Raw genomic sequence first — 16,575 nt, 5'->3', positions numbered from 1 at the left:
GCCCTTACAACTTGCGTTCGATCATCGCCCACAACCCACCTTCCCCTACTTTCATCGCCCCCGCACCGCCGCGCACCATGGCCGCCACCTGCATAAACCCAATAACAACAGGTTCACACCATGAGCACTTTCCAACCGCGCCAGCTGTTGCTGGCGGCTGCTGTCGCCAGTTCTGCCCTGCCCGTTCTCGCCCAGGATCACGGCTTTCTCGAAGACGCCAGCGCCAACCTCAACCTGCGTAATTTCTTCTTCAACCGCAACTACACCAACCCGACCAAGGCTCAGGGTGGCGCGCAGGAGTGGACGCAAAGTTTCATTCTCGACGCCAAGTCCGGGTTCACCCAAGGCACAGTCGGTTTTGGTGTGGATGTGCTGGGCTTGTACTCGCTCAAGCTCGATGGCGGGCGTGGCACAGGCGGCACGCAGTTGCTGCCGCTGGACCATGACGGCCGGCCAGCCGATGAGTTTGGCCGGCTGGGCGTGGCATTCAAGGCGCGCTTTTCCAAGACCGAGCTGAAGGTGGGCGAATGGATGCCGGTGCTGCCGATCCTGCGTTCCGACGATGGCCGCTCCCTGCCACAGACCCTGCGTGGCGGGCAGATCACCTCGAAGGAAATCGACGGCCTGACCCTCTATGGCGGCCAATTCCGCGCCAATAGCCCGCGGGACGATGGCAGCATGAGCGACATGTCAATGTTCGGCAAAACCGCCTTCACCTCCGACCGTTTCAACTTCCAGGGCGCCGAATACGCATTCAACGACAAACGCACCCAAGTCGGCGTGTGGAATGCCCAGCTCAAGGACATCTACAGCCAGCAGTTCGTCAATCTGATCCACAGCCAGCCTGTGGGCGACTGGACCCTGGGCGCCAACCTGGGCTTCTTTTACGGTAAGGACGACGGCAGCGCCCGCGCCGGCGACCTGGACAACAAAACCTGGTCCGGTTTGTTCTCGGCCAGGTACGGTGGCAACACCTTCTACGTCGGCCTGCAAAAACTCACCGGCGACAGTGCCTGGATGCGCGTCAACGGCACCAGCGGCGGCACCCTGGCCAACGACAGCTACAACTCCAGCTATGACAACGCACAGGAAAAATCCTGGCAGGTTCGCCACGACTACAACTTCGCCGCCCTCGGTGTACCAGGCCTGACCCTGATGAACCGCTATATCAGCGGCAGCAACGTGCACACCGGCACCATCACCGACGGCAAGGAGTGGGGCCGCGAGACCGAAGTAGGCTATACGGTGCAAAGCGGCACGCTGAAAAACCTCAACGTGCGCTGGCGCAATTCGAGCATGCGCAGGGACTACAGCAACAACGAGTTCGATGAGAACCGGTTGATCGTCAGCTATCCGATCAGTCTGCTGTAAACCGGCATAGCACTTACTGTATGGTGCGCGCCTGCCGCTGCTGATCCCCCCAGCAGCGGCCTTTACTCGGGCCCTGCACGGCATGAAATCCTTCGCTACAGCAATCGCTTTGTTTGCCCTGGTCTTGAGCCTGGGGGGCTGTATCAGCGCACCCATCGCCCTGACACCACAGACCGAACAACGCCTGCTGGCCCAGGCGCCGATCCGCTTTTTGCTGACCTTCGACGATGGCCCAAGCGCCTCGGGCTACAACAATCCGAGCCGTTCGGTAGTGGCGGACCTGGCCAATAATCCGGTATTGCCGGGGATCAAGGCGGTGTTCTTCTTGCAGACCGAAGCGGCCCGCTCCGGCGGCAGCTCTCGGGGGCGCAAGACCATGGAACGAGAATTCGCCGCTGGCCATATCCTGGCCTTCCACACTGCTACCGCGTTTCACACCAATCATCGCTGGTTGAACGACGCCACGCTGGAACACACCCTTACCGAAGGCGCCGTAGACATTGCCGCCATCACGGGCGCGCCCCCCGTGCTGGTACGCCCCCCCTTCTGGAACTACGACAAGCGCACCTTCGCCGCCTACCAACGCCACGGCATGCAGGTACTGTTGACGGATTTGAGTGCCAATGACGGCAAGATCTGGGGCTTCAACGCCAGCCCGCGTCGGCGCGCCAACCTGTATCGGCAACTGTCGGTGGTACGCGAACGCATCGCCTTGGGTGAACTACCGACAGTGGAGGGTGTGATCCCGGTAGTGGTGACCTTTCATGACATCAACCGCTACACCGCGCGGCATATGCAGGAGTACTTGCAGATTCTGATGGACAGCGCACAGGTCAACGGTTTGAAGACCGCGGCCGAGCCGTTTTATACCGACCACGCCGCGCTGGAACGCGCAGCGCTGGCCCGTACGGTCAAGGCTGTGAACGAGCCGGTGCACCTGCCTGGGGTGTGGAATTGGCTGTGGGATGCTGATTCCCACTAATACCTTAAACCTGTGACGATCCCCTGTGGGAGCTGGCTTGCCTGCGATGCAGACAACACGGTCCCCAGTCAGACCTCGTCGCTGCAATCGCAGGCAAGCCAGCTCCCACAGGTGATCGCCTTTCACATTCAGTCTTGTTGGCGAGACTCCACACCCAACTCATCCCACACTGACTCAGCCAAATGAAACGTCGCATTCGCTGCCGGAATCCCGCAGTAGATCGCACTCTGCATCAGCACTTCCTTGATCTCGGCGCGGGTTACGCCGTTGCTGGCGGCGGCACGCAGGTGCAGCTTCAGTTCTTCACTGCGGTTCATGCCGATCAGCATCGCGATGGTGATCAGGCTGCGGGTATGCCGAGGCAGGCCGGGACGGGTCCAGATGTCACCCCAGGCGTGGCGGGTGATCATTTCCTGGAACTCGCTGTTGAACTCGGTCAGGGCATTGAGGCTGCGGTCGACATGGGCATCGCCCAGTACTTCGCGGCGCACCTGCAGGCCCTCGGCGTAACGTTGTTTCTCGTCCACAAATAGCTCCTCAGCGGGCCAGCAGAAATTCGATCACCCGGTCGCTGAACGCAGCACCGGCCTGAACGTTGGACAGGTGCGCTGCATAGAACTCGGCGTACTCGGCGCCCTGCACATGGCTCTGGATAAAACGGCCGCCGCCTGGCGGCGTCACCGCGTCTTCGGTGCCGGCAATCACCAGGGTCGGCACCTTGATCGAGGACAATTGCTCACGAAAATCCGCATCGCGCACGGCGCCGCAGTTGGCGGCATACCCCTCGGGCGAAGTGGCCGCGAGCATATCGGTGATCTGCTTGGCCTGGTGCGGGTTGGCAGCGGCGAAATCTGCGGTGAACCAGCGCGCAATCGACGCATCGCGCAGCGCCACCATCGCGGCGGCGCCATCACGCAGGACCATTTCGATACGCGGGTTCCACACCTCGGGCGTGCCGATCTTGGCCGCGGTATTACACACCACCAGGCGTTGCAGGCGCTCGCCGGCATGAATGCCCAGCCATTGGCCGATCAAGCCGCCCATAGACAATCCGCAAAAATGCGCCTTCTGGATATCCAGCGCATCCAGCAGTGCGAGCACGTCTGCCCCCAGTTGCTCGATGCTGTAAGGCCCCTCGGTCACCAGGGATTGGCCGTGGCCACGGGTGTCGAAACGCAGCACACGAAAATGCTCGGTAAAGGCCGGAATCTGGATATCCCACATATGCAGGTCGGTACCCAGGGAATTGGACAGCACCAGTACCGGTGCGTCGGCGGGCCCCTCGAGTTGGTAATGCAGTTCGCCCTCGGCGAGTTGTACAAAAGCCACAGCGGTCTCCTCAGGCAGTCAAAGCAAAATGTTCGGTCACCGCACGCGTGACCCAGGTAGACGCCTGGCCCAGGTAATGGGCCGGGTCGAGCAGGCGGTCCAGTTCAGCCGCCGACAGCTCGGCGGTGACGTGCGGCTCATCCGCCAGTACCGCGCGCAAATGGCGCTGCTCGGCGACCGCACGTTTGCAGCACTGCTCCAGCAGATGGTGCGCAGTGTCGCGGCCCAAGCGTTGGGCGAGCACGATACTCACCGCTTCGGCCAGTACCAGGCCCTGAGTCAGGTCGAGGTTGTGTGCCATACGTTCGGCATTCACCTCCAGCCCTTCACTGACCAGAATTGCCTGGTGCAAGGCACCGGACACCAAGCGGCAAATCTCTGGCAAGGTTTCCCATTCGGCGTGCCACAAGCCCAGGCTGCGTTCGTGCTCTTGAGGCATGGCGCTGAACATCGTTGCCACCAGGCCCGGTACGCGGGTGGCCGCGCTGATCAGCACTGCGGCGCCCACCGGGTTACGCTTGTGCGGCATGGTGGACGAACCGCCCTTGCCCGGCGCCGAAGGCTCGAACACCTCGGCCGCTTCGGTCTGCATCAACAGGCTGATATCGCGGCCCAACTTGCCGAGGCTACCGGCGATCAGGCCAAGCAGGCTGGCAAACTCCACCAGGCGGTCACGCTGGGTGTGCCAGGGTTGTTCCGGTAAGCCCAGTTGCAACTCGGCGGCCACGGCTTCGGCCACGGGTATGGCGTGTTCGCCCAGCGCTGCCAAGGTGCCCGAGGCGCCGCCAAATTGCAGGACCAGCAGGCGCGGTTTCAATTCAGCCAGGCGCTGGCGACTGCGCGTCACCGCGCCCAGCCAACCGGCGATTTTCATTCCCAGGGTGACCGGCGTCGCGTGCTGCAACCAGGTGCGCCCGGCCAACGGCACGGTGGCGTAACGCTGAGCCTGGGCGGCCAACACCTCCCCCAGGCGAGCCAGGTCGGCCTCGATCAATTCCACCCCACGGCGCAGTTGCAGCACCAGGCCGGTGTCCATCACATCCTGGCTGGTTGCGCCCAGGTGTACATAACGCTCGGCGTCGGCGTCCTCACTGGCGATCAACTTGCCCAACGCCTTCACCAATGGAATCGCAGAGTTTCCCGCCGTGGCAATCGCGCTGCCAAGGGCGTCCACGTCATACAGCGACGCCAGGCACGCCTGGGCAATCGGTGCGACGGCGGCCTGGGGAATCAACCCGACCCGGGCCTGCGCCCGGGCCAGTGCGGCCTCGAAATCCAGCATGCCCTGCAAACGCCCCTGGTCACAGAACACTTCGGCCATGCTGTCAGCGGTGAAATAAGCGTCGAACAGTTGATTGCTCGTGCGCAGCGTCATAACTCATCCCTTACAGATCGTGATGCAGGTACGCCGCCTGTTTCGGCAGGCGCAAGCTGAACAGGAAGGCCACCGCCATCATCGCGGTGACGTACCAATAAAAGGTGTTTTCCATGCCGATGGATTTGAGGCTCAGCGCAACCACTTCTGCCGAACCGCCAAACACCGCGTTAGCCACCGCATACGCCAGGCCCACACCCAATGCACGCACCTGGGGCGGGAACATCTCCGCTTTGACCAGGCCGCTGATGGAGGTGTAGAAGCTGACAATCGCCAAGGCCAGGGTGATCAGCACAAACGCCAAAAACGGGCTGGTCACGGTTTTCAAGGTCAGCAGGATCGGCACCGTGAACAGCGTGCCAAGGCCAGCAAACCAGAGCATCGAATTACGTCGGCCGATCTTGTCGGCCAACATGCCGAACAACGGCTGCATGCACATGTACAGGAACAGCGCGCCGGTCATGATGTAGCTCGAGGTCTTGGCGTGCATGCCCACGGTGTTCACCAGGTACTTCTGCATGTAGGTGGTGAAGGTGTAGAAAATCAGCGAGCCGCCGGCGGTGTAGCCCAGCACCGTAATGAAGGCTTTGCCGTGGTCGCGAAACAGCGCGACGATACTGCCGGCGTCCTTGTCTTCACGCATTTCCTTGCTGGTGGTTTCTTTGAGGGTGCGACGCAGCAGCAGGGAGATCACGGCAGCTATGGCACCGATCACAAACGGAATGCGCCAGCCCCAGGCGCGCAGTTCTTCTTCGGTGAGGATCTGTTGCAGGATCACCACCACCAGCACCGCCAGCAACTGGCCGCCGATCAGGGTCACGTACTGGAACGAAGCAAAGAAGCCACGCTGGCCCTTGAGCGCGACTTCACTCATGTAAGTGGCCGTGGTGCCGTATTCGCCGCCCACCGACAAGCCCTGGAACAGCCGCGCCACCAACAGCAACGCTGGCGCCCAGGCACCGATGGCGTTGTAGGTCGGCAGAAAGGCGATGACCAGGGAGCCGCCGCACATCATCAGCACCGAGATCATCATCGAGTTCTTGCGCCCGTGCTTGTCGGCCACCCGGCCAAACAACCAGCCACCGATCGGTCGCATCAGGAACCCGGCGGCAAACACCCCGGCGGTGTTGAGCAACTGCACCGTGGGGTCGTCCGAGGGGAAAAACGCCGGAGCAAAATAAATCGCGCAGAAGGCATAGACGTAGAAGTCGAACCATTCGACCAGGTTGCCGGAGGACGCACCGACAATCGCAAAGATTCTTTTGCTGCGTTCTTCTCCGGTGTAGTGGCTGGTTTTTGTTGTCATGTTTTTTTACTCAGTGGGAACGGTTATAGCCTAGACATACTTTGCAACAACCCTGTTCCGCAAGCAGACTTTTGGATAGGTGGAGCCTGGATGATCGTTCCCACGCTCTGCGTGGGAATGCCGCATGGGACGCTCCGCGTCCTGCCGTTCGCGGGTGACGCGCAGCGTCACGGGATGCATTACCACGCAGAGCGTGGGAACGATCGTTACAGCCAACTCAATAGTCGAAGAACACCGTTTCCTTATCTGTGCCCTGCAAAATCACATTCCACTGATAAACCCCTGCCGCATCCGCCTGGGCAATCAAGGTGCCACGACGTTCTGCCGGCACACACGCCAGCAACGGGTCATCGCCGTTCAAGGCCTCACCGTCAAAATAAATCCGCGTCAGCAAGTGCTTCACCAACCCACGGGCAAACACCAGCACCACCAAATGCGGCGCCTGGGTGGTGCCCTTGAGCCCCGGCACACTGCCCGGCTTGACGGTGGTAAAGCGAAAACGCCCTTCGGCATCCACCGGCACGCGGCCAAAGCCTTCGAAGTTCGGGTCGAGCGCTTTGTCCTGCTCGTCTTCGGGGTGAGCATATTTGCCGGCGGCATTGGCCTGCCAGACTTCCAGCATGGCATCGTTGACGACATCACCGTTGCCGTCCACCACTTGGCCGCTGATTGCCACGCGTTCGCCGAGGGTAGCGGTGACGGTCAGATCTTCACGGTTCAGCCAGGTCAGGCCAATGTGGTAATACGGCCCGACGGTGTGGGACGTGGTCGCGTTGAGTGTCATCTCATTTCTCCATCGGCGTGGCGTCGCGGCCGCGCAGGACGATGTCCCAGCGGTAGCCGAGGGCATAGGAAGGAATGGTTTTTTCCAGGTCGAAACTGGCGATCAAGCGTTGCTTGGCGCTGGTGTCCGGCACGCAGTTGTAGATCGGGTCGTATTCCAGCAACGGGTCGCCCGGGAAATACATTTGCGTCACCAGGCGCGTCAGCACGCTGGGGCCGAACAGCGAAAAGTGGATATGCGCCGGGCGCCAGGCGTTGTGGTGGTTGCCCCACGGGTAGGCGCCGGGCTTGATGGTTTGGAACTGGTACCAGCCGTCGGCGTCGGTGACGGTGCGCCCGGTGCCGGTGAAATTCGGGTCCAGGGGTGCATCGTGCAGGTCGCGCTTGTGGTTGTAGCGGCCGGCGGCATTGGCCTGCCAGATCTCCACAAGGATGCCCGGCACTGGCAGGCCGTTTTCGTCCAGCACACGGCCATGAATGATGATGCGCTCGCCTTGCGGCTCGCCCTCATGCTGGGCTGTCAGGTCGTTGTCCTTCTCATTGATACGTTCGGCGCCGATGGTCGGGCCCGTGATTTCCGACAAGGAATGGGGCAGGAACACCAAAGGCTGTGAAGGCGAACGCAGGTTCGTCGACTGGTAGGCCGGGTGCAGGTAATCAGGTTGAGTGCCCGCTTGCGGGCGCCGGTAACCGAGCTTGTCACTCATGGAGCAATCCTCTTTTAGTTATCAGACGCGTTCAATCGCCAGGGCCAGGCCTTGGCCGACGCCCACGCACATGGTCGCCAGGCCTTTGCGGCCGCCGGTTTTTTCCAATTGGTGCAGGGCCGTCATCACCAACCGCGCACCACTCATCCCCAAGGGGTGACCGAGGGCAATGGCGCCGCCGTTGGGGTTGACCTGGGGCGCATCGTCAGCGATACCCAGCTCGCGCAGCACCGCCAGGCCTTGGCTGGCGAAGGCTTCGTTGAGTTCGATCACATCAAAGTCGGTGACCGCCAACCCCAGGCGCTCCACCAGTTTGCGCACCGCCGGCACCGGGCCGATGCCCATCACCCGCGGGGCGACTCCGGCACTGGCCATGCCCAGCACACGGGCGCGGGCGGTGAGGCCGTGTTGCTTGACGGCCTCGGCGCTGGCGAGGATCAGCGCGGCGGCGCCGTCGTTGACGCCCGAGGCATTGCCGGCAGTGACGGTCTTGTCCGCGCCGTTGACCGGCTTGAGCTTGGCCAGGGCTTCCAACGTGGTGTCCCGTGGGTGTTCATCGTGTTCCACCAGGGTTTCGCCTTTTTTATGGGCGACCCGCACCGGAACGATTTCCTCGGCAAAGAACCCGGCGGCCTGGGCAGCGGCGGTGCGTTGCTGGCTGCGCAGGGCGAAAGCGTCCTGGTCGGCGCGGGAAACCTGATAGTCATCGGCCACGTTATCGGCGGTCTGCGGCATGGCATCCACACCGTACTGGGCCTTCATCAGCGGGTTGATAAGGCGCCAGCCAATGGTGGTGTCTTCCAACTTCATGTTGCGCGAGAACGCCGCGTCGGCCTTGCCCATCACAAACGGAGCGCGGGACATCGATTCGACGCCACCGGCAATCGCCAACTCCATTTCACCGCTGGCAATCGCACGAAAGGCGGTGCCGATGGCATCCATGCCCGAGGCACAGAGGCGGTTAAGCGTCACGCCGGGAATACTTTCCGGCAGCCCCGCCAGTAACAGCGCCATGCGTGCCACATTGCGGTTGTCTTCACCTGCCTGGTTGGCGCAGCCGAGGAAGACTTCGTCTACGGCGCTCCAGTCCACCGACGGGTTACGCTCGATCAACGCCTTGATCGGCAGTGCCGCCAGGTCATCGGCGCGCACCGTGGACAGGCCACCACCGAAACGGCCGATGGGCGTGCGAATGGCATCGCAGATAAATACCTCGCGCATCAGGCTTCTCCCGGTGCTTGGCCATGGGCGGCGGCGGTGCGTGCTTCGAGGTCACGCAGGGCGGTCAGTTCGGTCTCGGTGGGTTCAGCGGTGGTGCTCACCTGGTCAGCAAAGCGAATCGCCCAGCCGGTGGCGGCGACCACTTGCTCGCGGGTCACGCCGGGATGCAGTGCAGTGACCACGAACTCATGGCTGCCCTCCTCCGGCTCCATGATGCACAGGTCGGTAATGATGCCCACCGGGCCGGCGCCGGGCAGGCCCAGACGCTTGCGTGAGTCGCCACCTTCGCCGTGACCGACGGAGGTGATGAAGTCCAGTTTGTCCACAAACGAACGGGACGATTGCTTAAGGATGATCAACACGCTCTTGGCCGAACCGGCGATTTCCGGCGCACCACCGGCACCCGGCAAACGCACTTTGGGCTGGTGATAATCACCGACCACGGTGGTGTTGATATTGCCGAAACGGTCGACCTGGGCCGCGCCGAGAAAACCGACATCAATGCGCCCGCCCTGCAGCCAGTAGCGAAAGATCTCACCGGTGGGCACCACGGTGTCGGCGGTCTCCGCCAGCTCGCCATCGCCGATGGACAGCGGCAACACGCTGGGCTTGGCCCCAATCGGGCCGGACTCGTAGATCAGCACCACATCCGGCGAGGACGTCAGGCGCGCCAGGTTGGCCGCCTTGGATGGCAGGCCGATGCCGACGAAGCACACCGAGCCGTTCTTGAGGCGGCGTGCGGCGGCGACGGTCATCATTTCATTGGTGGAATAAGCCATTACTTAGCCTCCTGCGCGGCGGCCAGCTTGGCCTGGAATTCACTGAAGTCGGCAGTGCCGTGGATGTATTCGTCGATCCAGGCGGTAAAGGTCCCGCGGTCGCGGGCAATCGGGTCCCACGCCTGGTAGAAGCGGTTATCCCGCTCGTTGTAGCCGTGCGCGTAGGAAGGATGGGCACCACCGGGTACGTGACACACCGCCGTCAGCGCCCAGGTCGGCAGCACGCAGCTGTTCATCGGCGCATTCAGGTCGTCGACGATTTCCTCGACGGTGACGATGCAGCGCTTGGCCGCCAGCGCCGCTTCCTTTTGCACCCCCAGAATGCCCCAGAGCAGCACGTTGCCTTTGCGGTCGGCTTTCTGCGCGTGAATCACGGTGATGTCCGGACGCACCGATGGCACCGCCGCCAGCACTTCGCCGGTGAAGGGGCAGGTGACGGTCTTGATCAGCGGGTTGACCTTGGGCAAGTCGGAACCGGCGTAGGCCCGCAACACCGCGAACGGCAGGCCGGAGGCACCGGCGACGTAGGCATTGGCCAGGTCGGCGTGGCTGTGCTCTTCGATCTCCAGCGCTTGCGGCCATTGTTTCTCTACCGCGTCGCGCAGCCGATGCAGGGAACCCACGCCCGGGTTGCCGCCCCAGGAGAAAATCAACTTGCGCGCACAGCCGGCACCGATCAACTGGTCGTAGATCAGGTCAGGCGTCATGCGCACCAGCGTCAGGTCTTTCTTGCCCTGACGAATGATTTCATGGCCTGCGGCCGTAGGGATCAGGTGGGTGAAGCCTTCGAGGGCGACGGTATCGCCGTCGTTCACGAAGCGCTTGACCGCATCACGCAGGGTGAGGATTTCAGCCATGGGGTTGGGCTCCCGGTGTTGATCGAAAAAGGCGCTGAGGTGGCGCCGAAGTGCTAGAAGATTAAGCCGGCGAAATAGGCCAAACAATCCGATAATCGACTGAGCGTTCGATTATCGAACCGATTGTTGCTTAACTAACCATCGCAAGGAACAGGGTCAATGTGGGAGCTGGCTTGCCTGCGATGGCGCGAGTGAATTCAGCACCGCTATCGCAGGCAAGCCAGCTCCCACAGGGGTAGTGATCGGTCTCAGGTCGCATCGGCATGGCTGACCATACCCTTAATCATTACCGCTGCCGTGGCCAAGGCCGCCGGTATCACCAATGCGGTGAGCACCTGCTCGAAGTTCCAGCCCAGGCCCAGCAAGGTTGCGCCCATCCACGCTCCCAGGATCGCGCCGAAGCGGCCGATGCCGAGCATCCACGACACACCGGTGGCACGGCCTTGGGTGGGGTAGAAACGCGCCGCCAGCGAAGGCATCGCCGATTGCGCACCGTTGACGCACATCCCGGCGACCAGCACCAGGGTGGCCAACAACGTGATGTTGCCCAGGCTCTGCCCCACCGCGTAGGCAAACACCCCGGCCAGCAGATAGAACGTGCCGATCACTTTGTGCGGGTTGAACCGGTCCATCGCCCAGCCCACGCCCACCGCGCTCAATACCCCACCAAACTGGAACAGCGCGCCGATGAACGCGGCTTGCTCCATGCTCGCGCCACTGTCGCGCATCAAGGTGGGGAGCCAACTGGTCAGCAGGTAAACGATCACCAGGCCCATGAAGTACGTGAGCCACAACAGCAAGGTGCCAGCGCTGTAGGTGCCCGAGAAGATCACCGCGAACACATTGCGGGCCTTGACGGTTTTTTGCTCCGGTACGCTGAAGTGAGAGGCCTGGGCAACGATGTTTGGCTCGATAGGGGCCAGGGTCTTGCGCACCTTGTCGGTGCCGCGATTGCGCACCACCAGGTAACGCGCCGATTCCGGTAGCCATACCAGCAGCACTCCAGCCAGGATCAACGGCAGGATGCCGCCGATCAGCAACAGGCTGTGCCAGCCGAAGGCCGGGATCAGCTTGGCCGAAATAAACCCACCACCGGCCATGCCGAGGTTGAAGCCACAGAACATGCTGGTCACCAACAAGGATTTATGCCGCTCGGGGGTGTATTCAGACAACAAGGTGGTGGCATTCGGCATGCCGGCACCCAGGCCCAGGCCGGTGAGAAAGCGCAGCACCAGCAACTGGTCGACAGTGGTGCTGTAGGCCGACGCCAGGCTGAACGCACCAAACACCAACACCGCGCCGACCAGCACGACTTTGCGGCCAAAGCGGTCGGCCAGGGGGCCGGAACCGAGTGCGCCAAACACCATGCCGATCAACGCGGCGCTCATCACCGGGCCGAGGCTGGCGCGGTCGATGCCCCAGTCCTGGGACAGCGCGGGCGCGATAAAGCCCATCGCGGCGGTGTCGAGGCCGTCGAGAAAGACAATCAGGAAACACAGGATCACCACGCGCCACTGATACCGCGAGAGTGGCTGGGTGTTGATAAAGGACTGTACGTCCAGGGTGGTACCGACAGAAGGCTGATTCATTATTTTTATTCCACACCGATGGCGGGCTGACGACCTGGGGTCATCATTCTTATTGGGCAGCTCCTCAGAGCGCTGCCGCACATTAATAAGCCAAGGGAAACACCGTCAATCGAGCCAGCCGGGATCTGTGCGGTCACCGAACAGCTTAGGCAAACAGCTGCGCACTCAGCTCACGGCTGGCGCTGAGCATGCTCGGCAAAAAGCGCTGCTCCAACTCGCTGCGGCTGACCCGCCCGGCATGGGTGCTGACATTAAGCGCGGCCAACACCTGGCCGGACGCGTCATACACCGGCACCGCGATGGAACGCAGGCCCTGCTCCAGTTCCTGGTCGACAATGCACCAGCCCTGCTGACGCACCTGTTGCAGGCATTCCAATAACGCTTGCGGCGTGGTCAGGGTGCGGCTGGTCTTGGTTTGCAGGTCGGCATGGTCGAGATAATCCTGCAGCGAAGCGTCGTCGAGGGCGGCCAGCAGAATGCGGCCCATGGACGTGCAATATGCAGGCAAGCGCCCACCCACCGACAGGTCAACCGAGATCAGACGCTGGGTGGTGGCGGAACGGGCGATATAAAGAATGTCATCGCCTTCCAGGGTGGCCATGTTGCAGGCTTCATGCAGTTGCTCGCTCATGCGGTCCAGGTAAGGCTGGGCCGAAACAGCCAGCGGTGTGGACGACAGATAGGCATGACCGAGGGTCAGTACCTTGGGCAACAGCGAGTAGGTGCGCCCATCCGTGGTGGCGTAGCCGAGCTTGATCAAGGTGTGCAGGCAACGGCGCACGGCGGCGCGGGGAATTTCCGTGCGATGGCTGATCTGAGCGATGGTCAGGTGACGCTTACGCTCCTGGAATGCCTGCACCACGGCCAGGCCACGGGCCAGGGACGTCATGAAATCCGGATCACCGGTGAATGCCTGGATGCGCTTGGCCGGTGAAGCCACGATCGGCGGCGCCACTGATGCAAAGGAGTTGCGCAATTGATCGTTCATTTCAAGGGGCCTTCTCTTGTTATCACCACGGGAGGGTTGGCGGCTATTACAAGCCGTGCCGGTCGCCCTGCACAAGTCAGCGTCGGCAACATTGGGCGATTATCGAACGACCATGCGATTATCGCAATTTGGCCGGCGCTGGCGCACACCTCGCGGCCCTGGTTTCAGATTTGCCTGATGCATCTATAAAGCAGGCGCATTTACCCTGCCAGGATGATGACGGTGTTCACAAATACCGACGCCAACATGTAACAAACCTCTGACACATCGTTGACGCTTTTTAACTTCATGATGATAGTGTTATTCAAATGCGCCGCTATAATGCAACCTGTGCAGAGGTCAGCCCGGTATGTATCGGGAGTGGAGCTCACCGGGCGTTGCGGGTTGTATGCAGGGCCGGACACAAGTACTCGCTTAAAAGAACTGCCCTCAGGCCTATTTACCCATTTGAACGTTTTATTGTTCTATTTGGAATCGCCCGAGCACGACTTTCAGGCATGACGCTGCGCAATCAATAAACTCAACTCAATTAGGTAATACTGTGACGAAAGATGAACTGCGCGCGGAACTTGAGCGCCAGGAGCAACGTTACAAGGATGTCTACGGCGGGGAAGTCACCACCTACGCCGCGCAACCCGAGCCGGAACGCAAGCCATGGCGTAAACGCGCCAGCCTGCTAGACCAGGCATTTGCCCAGGAAATCCAAAAGATCGAGCAGGAACTCAAGACCGAGGAGCCATAAGCGCTTCGGTTCGAGCCTTAAGGGTCGTGCTGTCTCTGCCGGTGAAGTACTGGCAGAGGGCACCCGCTTTAGCGTCCACTGGTCAGTAACCTACAGCCACCTACGAAATTTCATACAAATGTTTCAGGCATGGCATTTTCATGACTAAAGCCCGCCTTCTGCGGCCTGCGCTTTATAAATCAAAGACTTGCCAAAGCCCCGAAAACCCTGGGATGCGTGCGTCCTGCCGCGTTTTTTTCCAGGAAGATTGTTACCGATGAGCAGCTAATGCATCGATTACTGATGTTTTCTGGCATAATCGCGCCCCCTTACGACCGGGTCAGAAAACCTTCATGATCGATTTATTCAGCGGACTGGATGCTTGGGTTCTAGTGAGCCTGTTGCTCGCCCTGGCCTTTGTCCTCGCCTTCGAGTTCATCAATGGCTTTCATGACACCGCTAACGCGGTGGCCACAGTCATCTATACCAAAGCCATGCCGCCACACCTGGCCGTGTTCTTCTCCGGGGTGTTCAATTTCCTCGGCGTATTGCTCGGTGGTGTCGGTGTCGCCTACGCCATCGTGCACTTGCTGCCGGTGGAGTTGCTGATCAATGTGAACACCGGCCATGGCTTGGCAATGGTCTTCTCATTGTTGGCAGCAGCGATCACCTGGAACCTGGGCACCTGGTACTTCGGTATCCCCGCCTCCAGCTCCCACACCCTGATCGGCTCGATCCTTGGTGTCGGCCTGGCCAACGCGTTGATCAACGACATCCCCCTGGCTGACGGTGTGAACTGGCAGAAGGCCGTGGATATCGGCGCGTCCCTGGTATTCTCGCCGATGGCGGGCTTTCTGGTCGCCGCTCTGGTACTGATCGGTCTGAAGTGGTGGCGTCCGCTGTCGAAGATGCACAAGACCCCGGACCAGCGCCGCAAGCTTGACGACAAAAAGCACCCGCCATTCTGGAACCGCCTCGTCCTGGTGATTTCGGCCATGGCGGTGAGCTTCGTGCACGGCTCCAACGATGGCCAGAAGGGCATCGGCCTGATCATGCTGGTGCTCATCGGTATCGTGCCGGCGCAGTTCGTATTGGACCTGGGCAGCACCACTTACCAGATCGAACGTACCCGCGACGCCACCCTGCACCTGAACCAGTTCTACCAGCGCAACCACGAGACCCTCGGTGAATTCCTGGCCCTGGGCAAAAGCGTGAAGGATGACCTGCCGGGCAAGTTCCGCTGCAACCCGCAGCAGACCGAACCGACGATCAACGCGCTGCTGGGCACCCTCAAGGGCGTCTCGGACTACCACTCGCTGACGGCCGACCACCGCATCGAGGTACGTCGCTACCTGCTTTGCCTGGATGACACCGCGAAAAAGGTCGGCAAGCTGCCAGGCCTGGACTCCCGTGAGAAGTCCGACCTCGACAAGCTGCGCAAAGACCTGACCGCCACCACCGAGTACGCCCCGTTCTGGGTGATCCTCGCGGTCGCACTGGCCCTGGGCCTGGGCACCATGGTGGGCTGGAAGCGCGTGGTGCTGACCATCGGTGAAAAGATCGGCAAGCAAGGCATGACCTATGCCCAGGGCATGTCGGCGCAAATCACCACGGCCACCATGATCGGCTTCGCCAACATCTTCGCCCTGCCAGTGTCCACCACCCACGTCCTGTCTTCTGGCGTGGCAGGCACCATGGTTGCAAACAAAAGCGGCCTGCAAGGTGGCACCGTCAAGACCATCCTGATGGCCTGGGTATTGACCTTGCCAGCGACCGTAGGCCTCTCGGCCGGGTTGTTCTGGTTGGCGTCCAAGGCTTTGGGCAACTGATAGCCAGCCGGCAATAAAAAAAGGTGCGATCCGCGAGGGTCGCACCTTTTTTTATGATCGTTCCCACGCTCTGCATGGGAATGCCGCCACGGACGCTCCGCGTCCCACTGGCGCACGGGTGACGCGGAGCGTCACGGGATGCGTTCCCACGCGGAGCGTGGGAACGATCAAAAACTGCGGTGCGTTTTGCCAAAAAAAAGGGCGACCGAAGTCGCCCAAAATGCCTTGCGTGCTCATGTAACCCGGAAAGACTTAAGGTTTTTTACGCTTGTTCGCGTCTTTCCAGATAAAAAATCCAAACCCTACAAAAAACAGCACCATGAGGCTAACAGTCAGCACTCCGGCAAAAACCACATTATCGAAAAACATGACCGGCCTCCTGCACTTGCCCTGTTGCGATAGGGCTAAGTTAATAGAGAAGGCACAGTGGGAAATTGACCAGGATCAATGTCGCCCACAACGGGGCGTAAAGAAGGGGAATAACTGACCTGCATCAATAGAGGCAGGACGTTTCAACGTTTTTTCGGCTTGTTCTTCGACTTCTTCTTGGGCTTGCCCAAGGGCATGGCTTGCTCAAAGGCTTGGCGCACTTCATTCAGGCGCTTGTCATTAAGGTCGTGAACGCGCTTGGCACGTTCGGCGTTCAGGTCGATCAGCTTGTCGTCATCACTCATGGCTTGGCTTACGTCGTGGCGAGAATGCCTCAATAATGCGGCCTGCCCCGCCCGACGGCAATTA

The 16,575-nt window shown here is 61.1% G+C and carries 17 protein-coding genes; 4 read left to right on the top strand and 13 right to left on the bottom strand.

Translation table 11 applies throughout. The features are described 5' to 3' along the window. Nucleotides 1-120 precede the first annotated feature (120 nt). Nucleotides 121-1,371, top strand: a complete 1,251-nt coding sequence (locus tag RHM69_RS28945) for an OprD family porin (RefSeq protein WP_019817827.1) — start codon at nt 121-123, stop codon at nt 1,369-1,371. Between the two features lie 82 nt (nt 1,372-1,453). Beyond that, entirely contained in the window at nt 1,454-2,353 is a 900-nt protein-coding gene (locus RHM69_RS28940) for a polysaccharide deacetylase family protein (RefSeq protein WP_200599214.1), read from the top strand. A 128-nt stretch (nt 2,354-2,481) separates the two neighbouring features. Here the strand turns inward: RHM69_RS28940 and pcaC are convergent, their stop codons facing one another. The 11 genes from pcaC to pcaR all read right to left on the bottom strand — a co-directional run bounded on the left by pcaC (nt 2,482) and on the right by pcaR (nt 13,287). Next, complete coding sequence (pcaC, locus tag RHM69_RS28935) at nt 2,482-2,880, bottom strand: 4-carboxymuconolactone decarboxylase (protein WP_003189316.1); 399 nt, start codon at nt 2,878-2,880, stop codon at nt 2,482-2,484. 10 nt (nt 2,881-2,890) lie between these two features. Beyond that, nucleotides 2,891-3,682, bottom strand: a complete 792-nt coding sequence (pcaD, locus tag RHM69_RS28930) for a 3-oxoadipate enol-lactonase (protein WP_019817829.1) — start codon at nt 3,680-3,682, stop codon at nt 2,891-2,893. Between the two features lie 10 nt (nt 3,683-3,692). Next, a complete protein-coding gene (locus RHM69_RS28925) occupies nt 3,693-5,057 on the bottom strand; it encodes a 3-carboxy-cis,cis-muconate cycloisomerase (RefSeq protein WP_200599213.1) in 1,365 nt (454 codons plus the stop codon). 10 nt (nt 5,058-5,067) lie between these two features. Beyond that, entirely contained in the window at nt 5,068-6,363 is a 1,296-nt protein-coding gene (locus RHM69_RS28920; RefSeq protein ID WP_014717296.1) for an MFS family transporter, read from the bottom strand. Nucleotides 6,364-6,580: 217 nt separating this feature from the next. Beyond that, nucleotides 6,581-7,147: a protocatechuate 3,4-dioxygenase subunit alpha gene (gene pcaG / locus RHM69_RS28915; protein ID WP_014717295.1), complete on the bottom strand. Its 567-nt coding sequence runs from the start codon at nt 7,145-7,147 to the stop codon at nt 6,581-6,583. A gap of 1 nt (nt 7,148) precedes the next feature. Further along, a complete protein-coding gene (gene pcaH / locus RHM69_RS28910) occupies nt 7,149-7,853 on the bottom strand; it encodes a protocatechuate 3,4-dioxygenase subunit beta (protein ID WP_200599212.1) in 705 nt (234 codons plus the stop codon). Nucleotides 7,854-7,874: 21 nt separating this feature from the next. Then, nucleotides 7,875-9,077: a 3-oxoadipyl-CoA thiolase gene (gene pcaF / locus RHM69_RS28905; protein WP_200599240.1), complete on the bottom strand. Its 1,203-nt coding sequence runs from the start codon at nt 9,075-9,077 to the stop codon at nt 7,875-7,877. Beyond that, entirely contained in the window at nt 9,074-9,853 is a 780-nt protein-coding gene (locus tag RHM69_RS28900; RefSeq protein WP_003189301.1) for a CoA-transferase subunit beta, read from the bottom strand. Before RHM69_RS28900 ends, pcaF begins: the two co-directional genes overlap by 4 nt. Continuing rightward, the gene (locus RHM69_RS28895; RefSeq protein WP_014717292.1) at nt 9,853-10,710 is read right to left on the bottom strand and encodes a CoA transferase subunit A; all 858 of its coding nucleotides are present in this window, start codon (nt 10,708-10,710) and stop codon (nt 9,853-9,855) included. Before RHM69_RS28895 ends, RHM69_RS28900 begins: the two co-directional genes overlap by 1 nt. A gap of 248 nt (nt 10,711-10,958) precedes the next feature. Beyond that, nucleotides 10,959-12,299 carry an MFS transporter gene (locus tag RHM69_RS28890; RefSeq protein ID WP_032903228.1) on the bottom strand — a complete coding sequence of 447 codons (1,341 nt, stop codon included), beginning with the start codon at nt 12,297-12,299 and terminating at the stop codon, nt 10,959-10,961. A gap of 145 nt (nt 12,300-12,444) precedes the next feature. After that, nucleotides 12,445-13,287 (bottom strand): pca regulon transcriptional regulator PcaR, encoded by an 843-nt coding sequence (pcaR, locus tag RHM69_RS28885; RefSeq protein ID WP_014717290.1) that lies wholly within the window; start codon nt 13,285-13,287, stop codon nt 12,445-12,447. Between the two features lie 541 nt (nt 13,288-13,828). On the opposite strand from pcaR, the gene RHM69_RS28880 reads away from it, so the two are divergent. Both RHM69_RS28880 and RHM69_RS28875 read left to right on the top strand, forming a co-directional pair. Then, entirely contained in the window at nt 13,829-14,029 is a 201-nt protein-coding gene (locus RHM69_RS28880) for a hypothetical protein (protein ID WP_003189295.1), read from the top strand. 332 nt (nt 14,030-14,361) lie between these two features. Continuing rightward, entirely contained in the window at nt 14,362-15,837 is a 1,476-nt protein-coding gene (locus RHM69_RS28875; RefSeq protein WP_003189291.1) for an inorganic phosphate transporter, read from the top strand. Nucleotides 15,838-16,089: 252 nt separating this feature from the next. On the opposite strand, the gene ccoM is transcribed toward RHM69_RS28875, so the two are convergent. Together ccoM and RHM69_RS28865 are read right to left on the bottom strand one after the other, a co-directional pair. Next, the gene (gene ccoM, locus RHM69_RS28870; protein ID WP_019817835.1) at nt 16,090-16,206 is read right to left on the bottom strand and encodes a cytochrome c oxidase subunit CcoM; all 117 of its coding nucleotides are present in this window, start codon (nt 16,204-16,206) and stop codon (nt 16,090-16,092) included. 143 nt (nt 16,207-16,349) lie between these two features. After that, nucleotides 16,350-16,511 carry a hypothetical protein gene (locus RHM69_RS28865; protein ID WP_005785860.1) on the bottom strand — a complete coding sequence of 54 codons (162 nt, stop codon included), beginning with the start codon at nt 16,509-16,511 and terminating at the stop codon, nt 16,350-16,352. Between the last annotated feature and the right edge of the window lie 64 nt (nt 16,512-16,575).

Source organism: Pseudomonas sp. CCI1.1 (assembly GCF_034348165.1).
Lineage (GTDB): Bacteria > Pseudomonadota > Gammaproteobacteria > Pseudomonadales > Pseudomonadaceae > Aquipseudomonas > Aquipseudomonas paracarnis.
The sequence above is the reverse complement of the archived record's forward strand: the minus strand, read 5'-3'. Positions and strand labels throughout refer to the sequence as shown.

Excerpts from the sequence above, each read along its gene's own strand:
- pcaG (WP_014717295.1), bottom strand. The coding sequence starts at position 7,147 with ATGACACTCAACGCGACCACGTCCCACACCGTCGGGCCGTATTACCAC.
- pcaH (WP_200599212.1), bottom strand. The coding sequence starts at position 7,853 with ATGAGTGACAAGCTCGGTTACCGGCGCCCGCAAGCGGGCACTCAACCT.
- RHM69_RS28940 (WP_200599214.1), top strand. The coding sequence starts at position 1,454 with ATGAAATCCTTCGCTACAGCAATCGCTTTGTTTGCCCTGGTCTTGAGC.
- RHM69_RS28925 (WP_200599213.1), bottom strand. The coding sequence starts at position 5,057 with ATGACGCTGCGCACGAGCAATCAACTGTTCGACGCTTATTTCACCGCT.
- RHM69_RS28920 (WP_014717296.1), bottom strand. The coding sequence starts at position 6,363 with ATGACAACAAAAACCAGCCACTACACCGGAGAAGAACGCAGCAAAAGA.
- RHM69_RS28865 (WP_005785860.1), bottom strand. The coding sequence starts at position 16,511 with ATGAGTGATGACGACAAGCTGATCGACCTGAACGCCGAACGTGCCAAG.
- ccoM (WP_019817835.1), bottom strand. The coding sequence starts at position 16,206 with ATGTTTTTCGATAATGTGGTTTTTGCCGGAGTGCTGACTGTTAGCCTC.
- RHM69_RS28875 (WP_003189291.1), top strand. The coding sequence starts at position 14,362 with ATGATCGATTTATTCAGCGGACTGGATGCTTGGGTTCTAGTGAGCCTG.
- pcaR (WP_014717290.1), bottom strand. The coding sequence starts at position 13,287 with ATGAACGATCAATTGCGCAACTCCTTTGCATCAGTGGCGCCGCCGATC.
- RHM69_RS28890 (WP_032903228.1), bottom strand. The coding sequence starts at position 12,299 with ATGAATCAGCCTTCTGTCGGTACCACCCTGGACGTACAGTCCTTTATC.
- RHM69_RS28895 (WP_014717292.1), bottom strand. The coding sequence starts at position 10,710 with ATGGCTGAAATCCTCACCCTGCGTGATGCGGTCAAGCGCTTCGTGAAC.
- RHM69_RS28945 (WP_019817827.1), top strand. The coding sequence starts at position 121 with ATGAGCACTTTCCAACCGCGCCAGCTGTTGCTGGCGGCTGCTGTCGCC.
- RHM69_RS28900 (WP_003189301.1), bottom strand. The coding sequence starts at position 9,853 with ATGGCTTATTCCACCAATGAAATGATGACCGTCGCCGCCGCACGCCGC.